A 17,227-nucleotide genomic window follows, 5' to 3' on the forward strand; every position below is an offset into this window, starting at 1 on the left:
ACGATTTGGCAGGTGAGGAAACCCGCATGCCAAAAGATATTCTCGTCGCTCTCAATCCCGGACGGACGCCAGACCCTGCCAGCGATTATGCAATCTCGCTGGCGAGCGATTTCTACGCACACCTTACCGGACTGGCATTCGCGCTCGAACCGATCATTCCCGCCGGCGTCATGGGCGGAGGTATTTCGGGCGACATCATCGACCGGGCCATTGCGGATTCCCAGGCCAAAGCCCGCGATGCGCTGGCCAATTTCGATGCAGCCGCGCAGAAGCAGGGGGTTCGTTCGGAAACCCGGATCATCACGGCGCAGATCGCCGATGCTGCCAGCCGCTTCGGCAAAATCGCGCGTCACTACGATGTGTCGGTGATGATGCAGCCCGATCCCGATGCCGATACGGCGACAGACCTGTTCGTGGAGTCGGCGCTGTTCGATTCCGGGCGGCCGGTCATCGTCGTACCCTACATCCAGAAAGAGCCGGTGAAGCTCGATCACATCGTTTGTTGCTGGGACGGCAGCAAGACTGCCGCCCGTGCGATCGGTGACGCCGCTCCCCTTCTCGCCCAAGCGAAGTCAGTCGAACTCCTCATCGTCAAAGACAATGGAGAGGATGGCGGAGAAGAAGTCGGCGCCGACATGGCGGCGCATCTCGCCCGCCACAAGCTGAACGTAACCCTGCAACGGATCACAGCGGCCGATATCGATGTCGGCAACGCCATCCTGTCCTATGTCGCGGACAGGAGCGCGGATTTTCTGGTGATGGGCGGCTACGGCCATTCGCGCTGGCGCGAATTCCTGCTCGGCGGCGCGACCCGGCAGATCCTGTCGAGCATGACGCTGCCGACACTGATGTCGCACTAGGCGCAACGCATCATGCAGGGCGAGCGGCCATCTTCGGTGTCGAGCTTCGCGGCGGTCAATGTTCCGCGCTACACGTCCTATCCGACCGCCCCAAATTTCAACGGATCGGTCGGCGCGGCCCGCTACGGAGACTGGGTTGCGAGACTGTCTCCCGACGCCACTTTGTCGCTCTATGTGCATGTACCGTTCTGCGCGGAACTTTGCCTCTATTGCGGATGCAACACCAAAGCGGTGCGCCGGCGCGATCCGGTGGACCGCTATGTCAAAACGCTGAGCGCCGAAATCGGGCTTGTCGCATCGCATCTCAAGGCGCGCCGCGTGTCGCACCTGCATTGGGGCGGCGGCACACCGTCCATACTCGGCGAAGCGGGACTTCAGACGGTGATGGAGCGCATCGCCGGCTTGTTCGACCTGTCGGCGCTGCGCGAACATGCTATCGAGATCGATCCGCGCCACGCCAGTCCTTCGCTTGCGACGGTGCTTGCGCGCATCGGGGTGAACCGCGTCAGCCTTGGCGCACAGGACTTTTCGCCGGAGGTCCAGAGTGCGATCGGGCGGGTCCAGCCGTTCGATCTCGTGCGGCGCAGCGCGCAGATGTTCCGGGAGGCCCGCATTCACGGCCTGAATCTCGATCTGATGTACGGCCTGCCGCGGCAGACCGCGGCCGGTGTCGCGCGCAATGCCGATCTTGCCGCCTCGCTGCAACCCGAACGGATCGCGCTATTCGGCTATGCGCATGTCCCCTGGATGAAGAAAAACCAGCGGCTGATCGACGCCGCGCAATTGCCGGGCCATCAGGAACGGCTGGCGCAGGCGCGCGTTGCAGCGACGGTGCTGACCGGTCACGGTTATCGCGCCATCGGCTTCGACCATTTCGCCGACCCGCGCGACGAACTCGCAATCGCCGCCCAACGCGGCACGTTGCGCCGGAATTTTCAGGGCTATACCACCGACCGGGCCTGCGCCCTGATCGGGTTCGGCGCGTCCTCGATCGGGAAAACGCCATTCGGTTATGCGCAGAATGCGGCCGATATCGCAGGCTACACCCGGGCGGTGCAGGCCGGCAGGTTGCCGGCCGTAAAAGGCATCGCACTTTCAGACGACGACATCGTACGCGCACGGATCATCGAGCGTCTGCTCTGCGATTTTTCGATCGATCTCGATCAGTTGGCGCGGGACCAGGACTTCCGCGAAGAACTCTCCGCACTTGCCCCCTTTGCCGACGCAGGTCTGATCCGAATCGACGGGCGTCGCATCCACATCCTGGAGCCGGGACGCAGCTTTGCGCGGCTGATCGCCGCCGCCTTCGATGCCTATCTGCCGGCGAGCCTGACGCGGCATTCGGCGGCGGTGTGAAGCGTCGCGGTCCGGCACCGCGACGGCCGGCAGTGGCTGGTCGAAAGGTTTGATGTTTGGAAAGTTGCGACGGCAGAAAATGCTGCGCTTCGGAGACCGCCATGCGACCGATTTTCCTCCGTGCCGTATACTTAGGTATTTAGACACCTCGCAGTAACCACATTTTTGAGGATTGTCCGTGCTTTCTTAATGATTTATTGACCCCCTTCCGGGCCGCCCCTAACATTTTGGCTCCGGGAAAGAGGTGGGCGTTCGCGGATAAAATACCGCCACGCATTGTGAATTCGGCTCTCCGGCGCCGCAGGGAAGTCCGTTTTGGGATTCGCCACGATGCTGAACGCGGTGCTGGCCCTGAACGCGCTAGACACGCAAGTGTTCGACAGCCCCGGCCTTGGTGCGGGCCCTCGCGTCTATGACGACTTTGTCGAAGTTCCCGACGCGCATTTGCTCTTCAATGGCGAGTTCCAGCGGGTCGGCATGAACGACCTGAAAATCGTCGGCGAGGACGGAGAATCATTCTTCATCGCCGACTATTTCGCGACCGACAAACGCCCGCATCTGATGTCGCGCGAGGGTGCAACGCTGAGCCCGGCGGTGGTCGAGGCCCTGGCCGGTCCGCTCGCACCGGGACAATTGGCGCAGGCGGGCGGACAGGCCGCATCTGCTCAGCCGGTCATCGGCCGCGTCGAAGCGGTGTCCGGCTCCGCAACGGTCGTGCGCAATGGCGTCACCGTCACGCTCAATGCCGGCGATACCGTCCGCAAGGGCGACGTGGTGCAGACCTCGGGCGGCTCGTCGGTCGCCATCGTGTTCTCCGACGGCACCACGTTCAGCCTCAGCGCCAATGCGCGCATGGTCCTGAACGACTTCGTCTATACCGACGGCGGCGCCGGCAATGCGGCGATGCTCAGCCTGGTGCAGGGCACCTTCAGCTTCGTCGCCGGACAGGTCGCCAAGACCGGCGACATGCGGGTCGAGACGCCGGTCGCCACCATGGGCATCCGCGGCACGGCAGTGCTCGTTGAGATTTCCGCAGCCGACGGACAGACCCGTTTCTCGGTGATGGTCGAACCGGACGGCACCACCGGCTCCTTCAGCCTCTACAACAAGACCACTGGCGCGCTGATCGCGACCGTGAACAATTCGCAGATCGGCTGGCTGGTGACGCCGGCCGGACCGTTGCAGGTGGTGGCGCAACAGGAGCAGAAGACCCCGGCGCAGCTGCAGGAAGAACTCAATATCGTCCAGCAGATCTTCACCATCTTCAACAACAACCAGCAAAATCCGTTCGTCCCGCAGCAGGATTCGCCCGAGCGCCGCGGCGACAATCCGAACGATCCCAACCCGCAGACCGCGGGCGGCAGCGGCTCGGGCGAGCCGCTGAACGCGCCGCAGCAGCAGCCGACGCTGGTCGAAGCCATCAACAATGCAAGCGGCAATCCCACTCAGGCGCCCGTCGTCCTGCAGCCCCCGCTCGACCCGGCGCTGCCGCCGCCGATCGTCCCCCCGCCCCCGCCGCCCTTCACCGTGGTCGTGACGCCGAACCAGCCGCCGATCGCGGTCGACGATTCCGGCGGCGGCTCGGACGGCGGCAATGTCATCACCCCGAACAACCCGGAAACGCCCGGGCAGGACACCGATCCGGAGGGCGGCATCCTCACTGTGGTCCGCGTCCAGCGCGTCGAGGGCGGGCAATTGCAGGGCGAGCCGGTGACGGTCGGCCCGGAGGGCGCCACGATTGCCGGGGCGTTCGGGACATTGTCGATCGCGCAGGACGGCACTTACACCTTCGAGCCGAACGACGCCTTCGCCGCGCTCGCCGAGGGCGAGGCAGCCGCCGACCAGTTCCAGTACACCATCAGCGATCCGTTCGGCGCGACCGCCTCGGCGGTGCTCACGATCAACCTCACAGGCGTGAACGACGCGCCGGCCGCCGAGCCCGACACGGGCAGCGTGCAGGCAGCGGGCCTCGTCAACGGCGCCCCGACCATTGGCGATCCGATCGCCACCGGCAACGCTCTCGGAAACGATAGCGACGTCGATGGCGACCCGATCAAACTGATCGCAGTCGGCGCGGGGGAGAATTCCCAGAATTTCGGCAACAGCCTCGTCAAGGCCGTCACCGGGACATACGGAACGCTTCTCCTCTTCAAGAACGGTTCGTATGTCTACACGCTCAACAATTTCGATCCCGACACGATCGGCCTTGGCGAAGGCGAGACCGGGTTCGACATCTTCACTTACACCACCGAGGATTCTGGCGGGCTGCAGACGTCGAGCACCTTGTCCATCGCGGTCACGGGCGCCAACAACGCGCCGACCATCACCGGCACTCTCGCGAACCGCACCGGCTCGGTCACGGAAGACGATGAGCAAGATACCGTATCGCGGACGCTGGGCATCAACGACCGCGACATCAACGACACGCACGAATGGTCGATTGCTTATGGTGAAGCGGCGTTTTCAGAGACAGCGCAGGGCCTGTACGGCACCCTGACGATCAACCAGAACGGCCAGTGGACCTATACGCTCGACAATTCGCGGGAAGCGACGCAGGCACTTTATACAGGCGACAGTCCGGAAGAAATCTTTGTCGTCAAAGTCACCGATTCCAGCGGCGCGTCGGCGACGCGCGAGATCAAGATTACGGTGAATGGCGTCGACGACATTGAGAATGCCGCACCGGTGGCGGTGAGCGACAGCGCGTTCGTTATGGCCGGCGATTCGGTCGTGATCGATGTTGCCTCCAATGACAGCGATCCGGATGGAGATACGATTTCAGTTTCTACTGTCGGGCCAGCGGCGAATGGCACGGTAGAAATTAACGGGGACGGCAAAGTCGTTTACGTACCAAACGAAGGCTTCTCCGGCACCGACAGCTTTACCTATACAATAACGGATCCGCACGGCGCGCAGGCGACCGGGGATGTCTCGGTTGTTGTCGGAACGGCAAATCACGTACAGGTCGGCGGCGACGTCTTCCTGCAGGGCAATTACATGGAGATCGGCGTATCGGCGTCCGGCTCCTTGGGGACAGCGAACCCAGCGCCCTCGAGCTATCACCCGCAAGGCTTTGCGGGCATCTCGTACGTTGTCGACATCGATGGCTGGGATACCGGCGCGGCACCAACCGCGGGCGACTTCACTCTTCCCGGCTCCCCCGTCGACACGATTGTCATTGGTCACAACGGCAGCAGCTTTGCCAACGACGAACGCTCAATCTCTTCCCAGATTTCAACCTCGACGTTGGACACCTCGGCCAACGGAAGGCTGCAAGCGACCACATTGGGATCAACCAGCACGGGGTTGAGCTTCACCCAAATCATCGACCTCGATCCCAGCGCCACCTACTACAAGACGACAATCATCCTGACGAACACAACGGAATCGATCATGACCGACGTGCGCTTCATGCGCAGCTTCGATCCGGATCAGGATGTTGCGAGATATGGAACCTATCACACCAACAACGACGTGCTGGCGAATCCCGACCAAACAAGCGATATCGCCATAGCTCAGGCTTACGGCCAGTATTCTGGCGTGTCGGTGAACCTGATCGCTTTCGATAGCAATGCACGCGCGTCGAATTTCGGCTTCTCGAATTATAACGTCTATGCGTCCGCCGCATTCAACAACCCGGTCGACTTGAACGGCGCCTATGTGGACGAAGCGATTACGCTGACCTTCAACGCGGGCGACTTGGCGGCTGGAGAAACTGCGCAGTTCGTATTCTTCACATCGCTAAACGGTGACCAGGGCGCCAATGACATGCTAGTCGGCACCGGTGGCAACGACGTGCTCAACGGACGCGGCGGCGATGACATCATCATTGCCCTGGGCGGAAACGACACCATAACTGGCGGCACGGGCAACGACAGGTTCATATTCAGCCCCGGCTCCGGACAAGACACAATTACGGATTTCACTGCCGGAATCGGCACGGACGACGTCATCGAATTGCGCGGGTTCAATATCAGCTTCGAGACACTCATCGCGACCGCCACCGTTGACGACGGTGACACCATTCTGCACCTAACGGAGATGGATAATATCCGCCTTGTTGACGTCAGCGTCGGACTGCTTCACAGGGACGACTTCTCGTTCGTTTGAGCCCCGCACGGTCTTCCGAACTGTTCCGGGCTTGCAGGGTTTTTGCCGGACGGTTTGGTGCGCCGCCGTTATATGATAAGCCATGCACCAAGCCGGCTGCCCATGGGCTATCGACAACAGATGCACGCTAGTCGGCGGCGACCTTTCCGACATCATCGCCGGTGGCGCGGGCAACGATGTTCTGATCCCGTGGAGCGGCGACGACATCCTGACCGGCGGCGCGGGTCACGATACGTTCGTGTTCGGACCAGGGTCCGGCCGCAACATCGTCACCGACATGACGCTTGGAAGCTGGGAGCAGAATTCGAATGCCGATCTGATCGTGGTGGAGGGTTACAGCTTCGAACAAGCCACTTTCGGCCAGAACGAGGACGGTTACCTGCGAATTATTCTAGGCGAGAGCGACTGGATCGACCTTACCGGGATTTCACACACGACCCAGCTCACTAACCATAATCTGATCTTTACGGGCGGCGTTATCGGGGTCTAACAAAACGCCCGGCCCGGCTGCCGGCGCCAATGCCCGAAGCTGAGAGCGCCCCACTTCCCCTGCGACATTTTCCCGTAAAACTGGCATGATGGTAGTGACCGGCGCCCCCCGGCGAATCGGGGACTGACAAGGCCAACACTAAGCACCCATGCAACAACGTCCCGCCGCCCCAGGCAGCCCGAAGTCCGAACTCGCAGCGGCGCTCGCCGCCTGCCGCAGTGCGCTGATCGCCAGCGGCGCGTTCTCGGCCGTCAGCAATGTGCTGATGCTGACCGGCTCGATCTTCATGCTGGAAATCTACGATCGCGTGCTGCCCAGCCGCTCGGTGCCGACCCTGATCGGGCTGTGCGTGATCGCCGCCTTCCTGTTCGGCATGCTGGCGATCATCGATATCATCCGCTCGCGCATCATGGTGCGGATCGGTGCGAGTCTCGACGAGGCGCTGAGCGGACGGGTCTACGAGACGCTGGTGAAAATCCCGCTGCGCGCCGGCAACCGCAGCGACGGCCTGCAGCCGCTGCGCGACCTCGACAATGTCCGCTCGTTCCTGTCCGGCTCCGGCCCGATCGCGTTTTTCGACCTGCCCTGGCTGCCGATCTATATCGCGATCTGCTTCGTGTTCTTCCATTTCTGGATCGGCATGGCGGCCCTGTTCGGCGCCATTCTGCTCATCACGCTGACGGTGCTGACCGAAGTGTGGACCAAGAAGCCGATGATGGATGCCTCGCAGGCGGCGCTCGCCCGCAACGGGCTCGCGGAAATATCGATCCGCAATGCCGAGGCGATCTCGGCCATGGGCATGCTCGGCCGCATCGCGGCGCGCTGGGCCGAAGCGAACCGCCGCTATATGTCGAGCCATCGCAAGTCGAGCGACGTGTCGGGCGGGCTTGGCGCGCTGTCCAAATCGCTGCGCATGATGATCCAGTCAGGGGTGCTGGCGGTCGGCGCCTGGCTTGTCATCAACCAGCAGGCCTCCGCCGGTATCATCATCGCGGGTTCAATCCTGTCGGCGCGCGCACTCGCCCCGGTCGATCTTGCGATCGCCAACTGGAAGGGCTTCCAGGCGGCGCGGCAAAGCTGGGAGCGGCTGAACCGGCTGCTCTCGATGTTCCCGGCGCAGAAGGACGTGCTGCCGCTGCAGGCGCCGAAGGCGAGCCTCGCGGTGGAGAATGTCGCGGCGGCCCCGCCCGGCGTCCAGAAGGTCATCGTCCAGGACGTGAGCTTCGTGCTGCGCGCCGGCAACGGCCTCGGCATCATCGGCCCAAGCGCCTCCGGAAAATCCTCGCTCGCCCGCCTGATCGTCGGCCTCTGGCAGCCGGTTCGCGGCCATGTCCGGCTCGATGGCGCCGCACTCGATCAATGGAATCCCGAAGCGCTGGGCAAGCATGTCGGCTATCTGCCGCAGAATGTCGAATTGCTGGCCGGCACCGTGGCGCAGAACATCTCCCGCTTCGAACGCGAACCGAGCCCCGAGGCGATCATCAGCGCCGCCAAGACCGCCGGCGTCCACGACCTGATCGTGAAGCTGCCGGAGGGCTATGACACCGACGTCGGCGAGCAGGGCAGCGCGCTCTCCGCCGGTCAGGCCCAGCGCATCGCGCTCGCCCGCGCGCTGTATGGCGATCCGTTCCTTGTCGTGCTCGACGAACCCAATTCCAACCTCGATTACGAGGGCGACGAGGCGCTGGCGCGGGCCGTCATGAGCGTGCGCAAGCGGGGCGGCATCGCCGTCATCGTCGCGCACCGGCCGAGCGCACTCGAAGCCGTGGACCTCATCCTTGTCATGGGCGGCGGCCGCATGCAGCACCCGGTCGGACCGAAGGATCAGGTGCTGGCCAAGGTTCTGCAGCGGCCGGCGGCGCAGGCCCAGCCGCAGGCGGCGCCCGCCGCCCCGCAACCCCTTCAAGTCGTACCCGGGAGAGCTCCCGCATGACCGCAAAATCCGCAGCTCAACCCTCGATCCGCCGGCATATTTTCGCCGGCAGCGTCGTCGTCGCCATTCTGGTGCTCGGCTTCGGCGGCTGGGCCGCCACCGCGCAGATATCCGGCGCGCTGATCGCGCCGGGACAGATCGTGGTCGACACCAACGTCAAGAAGGTGCAGCACCCGACCGGCGGGATCGTCGGCGAGGTTCGTGTGCGCGACGGCGACAGCGTCAAGGAAGGCGACATCGTGGTGCGCCTCGACGAGACCGTCACGCGCGCCAATCTCGCCATCGTGACCAAGGGGCTGAACGAATTGACCGCACGCAAGGCGCGGCTCGAAGCGGAGCGCGACAATGCCGATGTGCTCAGCTTCCCTCCGCATCTGTCCGACTCGGCCGATCCGGACGTCCGCAACATCATGAACAGCGAGCAGAAGCTGTTCGAATTGCGCCGCACCGCCCGCGCCGGCCAGAAATCCCAGTTGCGCCAGCGCATCGGCCAGCTCCAGGAGGAAATTGCCGGACTGACCGCGCAGCAAAACGCCAAGACCAAGGAGATCGAGCTGATCGACCGCGAACTCGCGGGCGTGCGCGACCTGTTCAGCAAGAACCTGATCCAGATGAACCGCCTGACCCAGCTCGAGCGCGAAGCCACGCGCCTGCAGGGCGAGCGCGGCCAGCTGATCGCCACCACCGCCCAGGCCAAGGGCAAAATCAACGAACTGGAATTGCAGATCATCCAGATCGATCAGGAATTGTCGAGCGAGGTGGCCAAGGAAATGCGCGATGTCGACGCCCGGATCGGCGAATTCGTCGAGCGCAAGGTCACGGCGGAAGACCAGTTGCGCCGCATCGACATCCGCGCGCCGCAGGATGGCATTGTCTTTCAGTCGACCGTGCATACCGTCGGCGGCGTGATTGCGGCGGGCGATGCGATCATGCTGATCGTTCCCGCCACCGACAATCTGACGGTCGAGGCCAAGGTCAATCCGCAGGATATCAACCAGCTTCAGATCGGCCAGAAGGCGATCATGCGCTTCACCGCCTTCAACCAGCAGACCACGCCGGAAATCGACGGCACGGTATCGCGCATTTCCGCCGATATAACCACCGACCAGCGCACCGGGCTTGGCTATTACACCATCCGCATCGCGCTGCCGCCGGACCAGGTGGCGCGGCTCGGCGACGTGAAGCTTGTGCCCGGCATGCCGGTCGAGGCCTTCGTGCAGACCGGCGAGCGCACCATGCTGTCCTATCTCGCAAAGCCGCTGTCGGACCATTTTAACCGCGCCTTCCGCGAGAAATAATCAGGAGACGCTCCGCGCCCGGCTGCACGGGAGCGCAGGCTTTCATGGCTGCATGATGATATCGATCGCCGCCATTTCGCTCGCGATATGGATCTTTTGTGTTTTTCTCCGCGGCGGCTACTGGCGTGCGGACGTGCTGGGGGACGACGCACTGCCGCCGCCAGCCGCGTGGCCGCATATCGTGGCGATCGTCCCCGCGCGCAACGAGGCAGAGTCGATCGCAGACAGCCTGACCTCACTTCTCATCCAGGATTATCCCGGCCGCTTCTCCGTCGTCCTGGTCGACGACAATAGCGAGGACGCGACCGCCTCGATCGCGCAAGCGCTGCCGCAGCGGACCGGCTCGTCCGTGCCGCTGACCGTGTTGCGCGGTCAGCCCCTCGCGGAGGGCTGGACCGGCAAACTCTGGGCCCTGCAGCAGGGCATCGCCGAGGCCGGCAAGGCCGCGCCCGACTATCTGCTCCTGACCGATGCCGATATCGTCTACGAGCCGGGCGCCTTGCGAAATCTTGCCGCACGCGCCGTTTCCGGGCGCTATGTCCTCACCTCGCTGATGGTGAAACTCCGTTGCGAAAGCCTCGCCGAACGCGCCTTCATCCCGGCCTTCGTCTATTTTTTCCAGATGCTTTACCCGTTCGCGTGGGTCAACGATCCGCGTAGCCGGACCGCGGCAGCAGCCGGCGGGTGCATGCTGGTCAAGGCCGATGCGCTGGCGCGGGCCGGCGGGATCGCGGTCATCCGCGAGGCCTTGATCGACGACTGCTCGCTGGCGCGGGTCATGAAGGCGCGGGGGCCGATCTGGCTCGGTCTCACCCGGCGGGTGCGCAGCATCCGCGCATCCGACGCATTCGGCGACATCCATACGATGGTCTCGCGGTCGGCCTTTGCCCAGCTCCGCTATTCGCCCGTCTTGCTGGCGCTGACGCTCGTCGGGATGGCCCTGACCTACTGGGCACCGCCCCTGATCGCACTTTTCGGACACGGAACCGCGCGGGCGCTCGCCCTGGCCGCCTGGGCCTTGATGGCGGTCTCGTTTTGGCCAATCTTGCGATTTTATGGTCTAAGCCCTCTCTGGGCACCCGCCCTGCCGGTCATCGCGACCGGTTACATGGCGTTTACCTTCAGCTCGGCGCTCCAGCACATGCTGGGACGCGGCGGCCGCTGGAAGGGCCGCTACCAGGCAAAGAAGCCCTGAAGAAAGCTCTGATGGTTCAATCGGTCGACTACCGGTCCGGCAAGGGGCATCGCGACGAGAATTTTCCGGTGGCCTCGCGGCTCGTGAGCGCCCGGCACCGCCCGGTCATCATGGCGTTCTACGATTTCGCGCGCGCCGCCGACGACATTGCCGACCACCCGCTCCTCCCCCCGGGCGAGAAGCTGCGCGGACTGGATCGCATGGAAGCCTCGCTGACCGGCGCCCGTTCGGACGACGTCGTTTCGGTGCGCCTGCGCGAACAGATCGCCGCCCGGAAACTGTCGCCGGTCCACGCGCTGGACCTGCTCAAGGCCTTCCGCCAGGACGTAACCAAGCTCCGTTACGACGACTGGGACGACCTGATCGGCTATTGCACCTATTCGGCGATGCCGGTCGGCCGCTTCGTGCTGGATGTACACGGCGAGGATCGCGCGACCTGGGCGGCGTCCGACGTACTCTGCACGGTCCTGCAGATCGTCAATCATCTGCAGGATTGCGGTAAGGACTACCAAAACCTCGACCGGGTCTATCTCCCGCAGGATCGTCTTCGGGCGCATGGCGCGGCCACGCCGGAACTCGGCAAGGACAGGGCCTCTCCGGCCCTCCTCGCCTGCCTTCACGAGCTGGCGCGCCGTACATCCTCCTATTTCGATACCCAGCCGGCGCTGTCCGACGGCATCCGCGATACCCGCCTCGCCTGCGAAGTGGCCGCGATCGCGGCGCTCGCCCGCAAGCTTCTGACCGTACTGGAGCACGCCGATCCGCTGGCCGACAAGGTTCATCTTGGCCGTGCCACCCTCGTCGCCACGATGGCGGGATCCACGATCAGAATCCTGGCGCGGCGGCTGTTGCCGGGCGGCGCCGCGTATCGCAGCACGCAGGATATCCGGCCGTGACGACACCCACCGTATCGGCCGATGCCGCGCAGCATGCCGGCGGCTCCTCGTTTTACCTGGCGATGCGCATCCTGCCGCGCCAAAAACGCGAAGCCATGTTCGAAATCTACAAGTTCTGCCGCAAGGTGGACGATGTCGCGGATTCGCACGGTCCGCGCAACGCGCGGCTCGCCGAGCTGAACCGCTATCGCGAGGATGTCGCCGCGCTCTATCAGGGACGTGTTTCGGAGCGCATGGGCGGTTTCCTCGGTCCGGTGCGCGACTTTGGACTTCGGCGCGAGGACTTTCTTGCCGTCATCGACGGCATGGAAATGGACGTGCTGGCCGATATCCGCGCGCCCGACCTTGCGACGCTCGATCTCTATTGCGATCGCGTGGCGAGCGCGGTCGGACGGCTTTCGGTGCGCGTCTTCGGCGTGCCGAACGATGACGGCGTCAGCCTTTCGTACCATCTTGGTCGCGCGTTGCAGCTCACCAATATCCTGCGCGACGTGGACGAGGACGCGGATATTGGCAGGCTCTATCTGCCGCGTGAATGTCTCATAGCCGCCGGCATCGACAGCGAAGACCCCCATCTTGTGCTCGCCCATCCCAATCTCGGCCGGGCCTGTGCGCCGTTGATCGGGAAGGCGCGCGATCATTTCATGCAGGCACGCACCATCATGGACCGGCAGCCCAGGGCCAGCGTCAAGGCGCCGCGCATCATGGCCGAGGCCTATGCGCCGATGCTCGACACGTTGCAGCGGCGCGGTTTCGCCGCCCCGCGCGATCGCGTGCGGGTCGACCGGCTGCGTTTAATCTTTGCGGTTCTGCGCTACGGCATCCTTTGATGAATAAGCATGTCCACATCGTCGGCGCCGGACTGGCCGGCCTGTCCGCGGCCGTGCGGCTCGCCGAAGCAGGTATTGCCGTCACGCTGCACGAGGCGACCAGACAAGCCGGCGGCCGCTGCCGCTCCTACGACGATGCGGCGACCGGCATGCATATCGACAATGGCACGCATCTCTTGTTGTCCGGCAATCATGCGGCGGTCGATTACTTGAGAGCGATCGGCGTCACGCCGGACTTCGCGCCCGCCAATTTCCGCTTCGTCGATGGCGCGACCGGGGGGAGTTGGATTCTGCGGCTCGGCGACGGCCGTTTTCCAGCCTGGATTTTCGATGCCGGCAGCCGTGTGCCGCGCACCTCGCTGCTCGATTATCTCAAACTCGCACCGATGCTGATCGGCGGCGCGGACCGGCCGCTGCGCGAAGTGCTGGACCGCGACAGCGAGCTTTACCGGCGCCTGCTCGATCCGCTGATGGTGGCGGCGCTGAATATCGACACGCCGAACGGCTCGTCCAAGCTTGCCGCACAGATCGCGCGCGAAACCCTCCTGCGCGGCGGCCAGGCTTGCCGTCCGCTGGTTTTCGAGAGCGGGCTGAGCACGGCTTTTGTCGCGCCGGCGCTCGACCGTCTTCAGCGCTGGGGCGTTGCCATCAAGTTGGAGCATGAGCTGGAGGCAATAACGAGATCGGACGACCGCATTGTCGCCCTGCGCTTCAAGGACGGCGAGATCGCGATCGGACCGGACGACGCGGTGATCCTTGCGGTGCCGGCCTATGCGGCAACGTCCCTGGTGCCTGACCTGACCGCACCGGACGAGTTCCGCGCCATCGTCAACGTCCACTACGACATCGCGCCTCCCCAGGGGACGCCGTTCATGACCGGGGTCATCGGTCAGACCGTGGAGTGGATTTTCGCCTTCAAAAGCCGTATTTCGGCGACCATCAGCCATGCCGACCGGCTGCTGACGCTGCCGCGGCAGGAACTGGCCCAGACGGTCTGGCGCGAGATTTCAGACATATTGGAGATGGATGCCCCGCTTCCGAAATGGCAATTGGTCCGTGAACGGCGCGCCACATTTGCGGCAACCCCCGATCAGAATGCCCGTCGCCCAAGCGCGCGAACCCGCTGGCGCAATCTCATTCTCGCCGGCGACTGGACCGACACCGGCCTGCCCGCGACCATCGAGGGCGCGATCCGGTCCGGACGCAATGCCGCCGGGCTGATCCGTCAAACGTGATACCCAGGATGCAAGACGCCACCGCCCCCCTCGCCCGCAACCTTCTGGAGCGTTCCGTCACCCGCGCAGCCGATGCGTTGCTGCAGGCCCGCCAGCCGGACGGGCATTTTGTGTTCGAGCTTGAGGCGGACGCGACGATCCCGGCCGAATATGTGCTGCTGCGCCACCATCTCGGCGAGCCGGTCGATGCCGAACTCGAGCGCAAGATCGCGGTCTATCTGCGCCGCATCCAGGGCAGGCATGGCGGCTGGCCGCTGTTCCACGAGGGCGACTTCGACATGAGCGCCAGCGTCAAGGCCTATTTCGCGCTGAAGATGATCGGCGATTCGCCCGATGCCGATCACATGCGGCGGGCGCGCGAGGCGATTCTGGCGCGCGGCGGCGCGTCGCGCAGCAATGTGTTCACCCGCGCATTGCTGGCGCTTTACGGCGTCGTGACCTGGCGGGCGGTCCCGGTGATGCCGGTTGAGATCATGCTGCTGCCGCGCTGGTTTCCGTTCCATCTGTCGAAGGTGTCGTACTGGGCGCGCACGGTGATCGTGCCGCTGCTCGTTCTGGGCGCCCTGAAGCCGCTGGCGCGCAATCCGAAACGCGTTGGCATCGACGAGTTGTTTCTTGAGCCGCCGCACACGGTCGGGGGAGTGAAGAAAGCGCCGCATCAGAAATGGTCGTGGTTCCTGTTCTTCCGCGGCATAGACATCCTGCTGCGCGCCGCCGAACCGCTCTTTCCGAAATCGACTCGCAAGAAGGCGATCGATGCCGCAGTCGCCTTCGTCAAGGAGCGGCTGAACGGCGAGGACGGGCTCGGCGCGATCTATCCGGCGATGGCCAACAGCGTGATGATGTATGATGTGCTCGGCTACCCGGAGGACCATCCAGACCGCGCCATTGCGAGGCTTTCGATCGACAAGCTCCTGGTCGTCAAGGACGACGAGGCTTATTGCCAGCCCTGCGTCTCGCCGGTCTGGGATACGGCGCTCGTCGCGCACAGCCTGCTTGAAACCGGCAACGACAAGGCAAAGGCAGCGGCCAAGGCCGGGCTCGACTGGCTGGTGCCGCGGCAGGTTCTCGACCTCAAGGGCGACTGGGCCGAGCAGCGGCCGGGCGTGCGGCCCGGCGGATGGGCCTTTCAGTACAACAACGCACATTATCCCGATCTCGACGATACCGCGGTCGTAGCCATGGCGATGCATCGTGCCGAAGCCAATTCGAGCGCGCAGACCTACGACCCGGCAATCGCACGGGCGCGCGAATGGGTGCTCGGTTTGCAAAGCGAGAATGGCGGCTGGGCCGCGTTCGATGCCGACAACACCTACGGCTATCTCAACAATATTCCATTCTCGGACCATGGCGCGCTGCTCGATCCGCCAACCGAGGATGTTACCGCGCGCTGCATCTCGATGCTGGCGCAGCTTCCGGCGGACGACGACGGCAAGCGCGCCATCGCCCGCGGCATCGACTATCTGCGGACCACGCAGCTTGCCGACGGCTCGTGGTATGGCCGCTGGGGCATGAACTATATCTACGGCACGTGGTCGTGCCTGTGCGCGCTCAATGCCGCGGGCCTTGAGCCGGATGACGAGATGGTGGCGCGCGCAGCCGACTGGCTGCTGTCTATCCAGAACGACGATGGAGGCTGGGGCGAGGACGGCGCGAGCTACAAGCTCGATTACAAGGGTTACGAGCCCGCCCCGAGCACAGCCTCGCAAACCGCCTGGGCGCTTCTCGGCCTGATGGCCGCGGGCAAGGCCGATCATCCGCAAGTCCGGCGCGGCATCGAGTATCTCATCGCCAGCCAGAATAACGAAGGCCTCTGGGATGAGGAACGCTTCACCGCAACCGGGTTCCCGCGCGTGTTCTATCTGCGTTATCACGGCTATCGGAAATTCTTCCCGCTCTGGGCGGTGGCGCGCTATCGCAATCTCACCGCGGCGAACGACCGCCGCGTCGCCTTCGGGATGTAACGGCCGACCGATGACTGCCAGCCCGCCCGCCTTGCTGGTCGTGACCGGACTGAAGCGCGAGGCGCAGGTCGCGGCCGGTGACGGTGTGGTGACGCTGTGCAGCGGCGGGCGGCCGGACCTGCTGCGCCGGCGGATGGGGGACCTCTTCAGCGATAGAAACCATGCGATCCGCGGCATTCTCAGCTTCGGCCTGTGCGGCGGCCTTGCGCCGCATCTGAAGCCGGGAGACATCGCGCTGGCGACACACGTGATCGCGAATTCGGCACACCGTCGCCTGCCGCTCGACTGGCAGGATGCCGTTGCCTCCAAGCTGGAAGGCGCGATGCGCCTCCATCGCGGCGGGTTCGCCGGCGTGAATACCGTGGTGTCGAAATCGGCGGACAAGGCGGCGCTGCATGCGCGCAATAGCGCCATTGCTGTCGATATGGAATCGCACGTGGCTGCCGAATTTGCCGAGCGGCACCGTCTGCCCTTCGCCGTCATTCGCGCGGTCAGCGACCCTGCGACACGCAGTCTGCCCGATCTTGCATCAGGCGCGCTGACGCCGGACGGCGGTGTCGCCATCGGCACGGTGCTTGGCGGGTTGTTGCGAAAACCCCATCATCTGCCGGCGCTTGTCGCCGCCGGCATCGATTCCGAACGCGCCTTTGCGTCGTTAGGCCGCTGTCGCCGGCTTCTTGGCCCGCTCTTCGGCCTCGGCCGCGCGGATCTCCGATAGCTTCATCTGTACCTGCGAGGAAAACACGTATTGCGCCGGCCGCTGCTGGTCGAGCGCGATCTCCGGCGCCATCGGACCCGATGTGCGGATGCCGCGCAGCGACACCCACAGCGCCTTGAACGGATTGCTGATGGCAACATTGGCCGCGGTCGGCTCATAGCCGCAATGGGCCATGCAATTCGCGCACTTCTCGTATTTGCCGGTGCCGTAGGAGTCCCAGTCGGTGGTCTCCATCAGTTCCTTGAAGGTCTTGGCGTAACCTTCGCCCAGAAGATAGCAGGGCTTCTGCCAGCCGAAGATGTTGCGCGCGGGCATGCCCCAAGGGGTGCAGCCGAATTCCTG

The 17,227-nt window shown here is 64.3% G+C and carries 13 protein-coding genes; 12 read left to right on the top strand and 1 reads right to left on the bottom strand.

The window, feature by feature from the left end:
• Positions 1-26 precede the first annotated feature (26 nt).
• From ACK41X_RS08365 to ACK41X_RS08420, 12 genes are all read left to right on the top strand, one after another.
• Positions 27-860, top strand: a complete 834-nt coding sequence (locus ACK41X_RS08365; protein ID WP_409721250.1) for a universal stress protein — start codon at positions 27-29, stop codon at positions 858-860.
• Between the two features lie 12 nt (positions 861-872).
• The gene (hemN, locus tag ACK41X_RS08370) at positions 873-2,216 is read left to right on the top strand and encodes an oxygen-independent coproporphyrinogen III oxidase (protein ID WP_409721253.1); all 1,344 of its coding nucleotides are present in this window, start codon (positions 873-875) and stop codon (positions 2,214-2,216) included.
• Positions 2,217-2,546: 330 nt separating this feature from the next.
• Complete coding sequence (locus ACK41X_RS08375; RefSeq protein ID WP_409721255.1) at positions 2,547-6,326, top strand: Ig-like domain-containing protein; 3,780 nt, start codon at positions 2,547-2,549, stop codon at positions 6,324-6,326.
• A gap of 82 nt (positions 6,327-6,408) precedes the next feature.
• A complete protein-coding gene (locus ACK41X_RS08380) occupies positions 6,409-6,816 on the top strand; it encodes a hypothetical protein (RefSeq protein ID WP_409721257.1) in 408 nt (135 codons plus the stop codon).
• A gap of 148 nt (positions 6,817-6,964) precedes the next feature.
• Positions 6,965-8,749: a type I secretion system permease/ATPase gene (locus ACK41X_RS08385; RefSeq protein ID WP_409721260.1), complete on the top strand. Its 1,785-nt coding sequence runs from the start codon at positions 6,965-6,967 to the stop codon at positions 8,747-8,749.
• Complete coding sequence (locus ACK41X_RS08390; protein ID WP_409721262.1) at positions 8,746-10,047, top strand: HlyD family type I secretion periplasmic adaptor subunit; 1,302 nt, start codon at positions 8,746-8,748, stop codon at positions 10,045-10,047. The genes ACK41X_RS08385 and ACK41X_RS08390 overlap by 4 nt, the downstream gene beginning before the upstream one ends.
• A gap of 55 nt (positions 10,048-10,102) precedes the next feature.
• Entirely contained in the window at positions 10,103-11,242 is a 1,140-nt protein-coding gene (locus ACK41X_RS08395; protein WP_409721281.1) for a glycosyltransferase, read from the top strand.
• 11 nt (positions 11,243-11,253) lie between these two features.
• Positions 11,254-12,138: a squalene synthase HpnC gene (hpnC, locus tag ACK41X_RS08400; protein ID WP_409721264.1), complete on the top strand. Its 885-nt coding sequence runs from the start codon at positions 11,254-11,256 to the stop codon at positions 12,136-12,138.
• Complete coding sequence (hpnD, locus tag ACK41X_RS08405) at positions 12,135-12,968, top strand: presqualene diphosphate synthase HpnD (RefSeq protein WP_409721267.1); 834 nt, start codon at positions 12,135-12,137, stop codon at positions 12,966-12,968. The genes hpnC and hpnD overlap by 4 nt, the downstream gene beginning before the upstream one ends.
• Positions 12,968-14,203 carry a hydroxysqualene dehydroxylase HpnE gene (gene hpnE / locus ACK41X_RS08410; protein ID WP_409721270.1) on the top strand — a complete coding sequence of 412 codons (1,236 nt, stop codon included), beginning with the start codon at positions 12,968-12,970 and terminating at the stop codon, positions 14,201-14,203. Before hpnD ends, hpnE begins: the two co-directional genes overlap by 1 nt.
• Before the next feature lie 8 nt (positions 14,204-14,211).
• Positions 14,212-16,167, top strand: coding sequence for a squalene--hopene cyclase (shc, locus tag ACK41X_RS08415; protein ID WP_409721272.1), 1,956 nt, complete (start codon positions 14,212-14,214; stop codon positions 16,165-16,167).
• A 10-nt stretch (positions 16,168-16,177) separates the two neighbouring features.
• Entirely contained in the window at positions 16,178-16,885 is a 708-nt protein-coding gene (locus tag ACK41X_RS08420; protein ID WP_409721275.1) for a phosphorylase, read from the top strand.
• On the opposite strand, the gene ACK41X_RS08425 is transcribed toward ACK41X_RS08420, so the two are convergent.
• The coding region (locus tag ACK41X_RS08425) for a DUF3463 domain-containing protein (protein ID WP_409721278.1) at positions 16,823-17,227 on the bottom strand (405 nt) is incomplete at its 5' end. The genes ACK41X_RS08420 and ACK41X_RS08425 overlap by 63 nt on opposite strands.

Origin of the sequence: Pseudorhodoplanes sp. (assembly GCF_046289595.1) — a bacterium.
Classification (GTDB): Bacteria; Pseudomonadota; Alphaproteobacteria; order Rhizobiales; family Xanthobacteraceae; genus Pseudorhodoplanes.

Bases quoted from the DNA above. Each gene is read 5' to 3' on its own strand.
- ACK41X_RS08365 (WP_409721250.1), top strand. From the start codon at position 27: ATGCCAAAAGATATTCTCGTCGCTCTCAATCCCGGACGGACGCCAGAC.
- hemN (WP_409721253.1), top strand. From the start codon at position 873: ATGCAGGGCGAGCGGCCATCTTCGGTGTCGAGCTTCGCGGCGGTCAAT.
- ACK41X_RS08375 (WP_409721255.1), top strand. From the start codon at position 2,547: ATGCTGAACGCGGTGCTGGCCCTGAACGCGCTAGACACGCAAGTGTTC.
- ACK41X_RS08380 (WP_409721257.1), top strand. From the start codon at position 6,409: ATGCACCAAGCCGGCTGCCCATGGGCTATCGACAACAGATGCACGCTA.
- ACK41X_RS08385 (WP_409721260.1), top strand. From the start codon at position 6,965: ATGCAACAACGTCCCGCCGCCCCAGGCAGCCCGAAGTCCGAACTCGCA.
- ACK41X_RS08390 (WP_409721262.1), top strand. From the start codon at position 8,746: ATGACCGCAAAATCCGCAGCTCAACCCTCGATCCGCCGGCATATTTTC.
- ACK41X_RS08395 (WP_409721281.1), top strand. From the start codon at position 10,103: ATGATATCGATCGCCGCCATTTCGCTCGCGATATGGATCTTTTGTGTT.
- hpnC (WP_409721264.1), top strand. From the start codon at position 11,254: ATGGTTCAATCGGTCGACTACCGGTCCGGCAAGGGGCATCGCGACGAG.
- hpnE (WP_409721270.1), top strand. From the start codon at position 12,968: ATGAATAAGCATGTCCACATCGTCGGCGCCGGACTGGCCGGCCTGTCC.
- shc (WP_409721272.1), top strand. From the start codon at position 14,212: ATGCAAGACGCCACCGCCCCCCTCGCCCGCAACCTTCTGGAGCGTTCC.
- ACK41X_RS08420 (WP_409721275.1), top strand. From the start codon at position 16,178: ATGACTGCCAGCCCGCCCGCCTTGCTGGTCGTGACCGGACTGAAGCGC.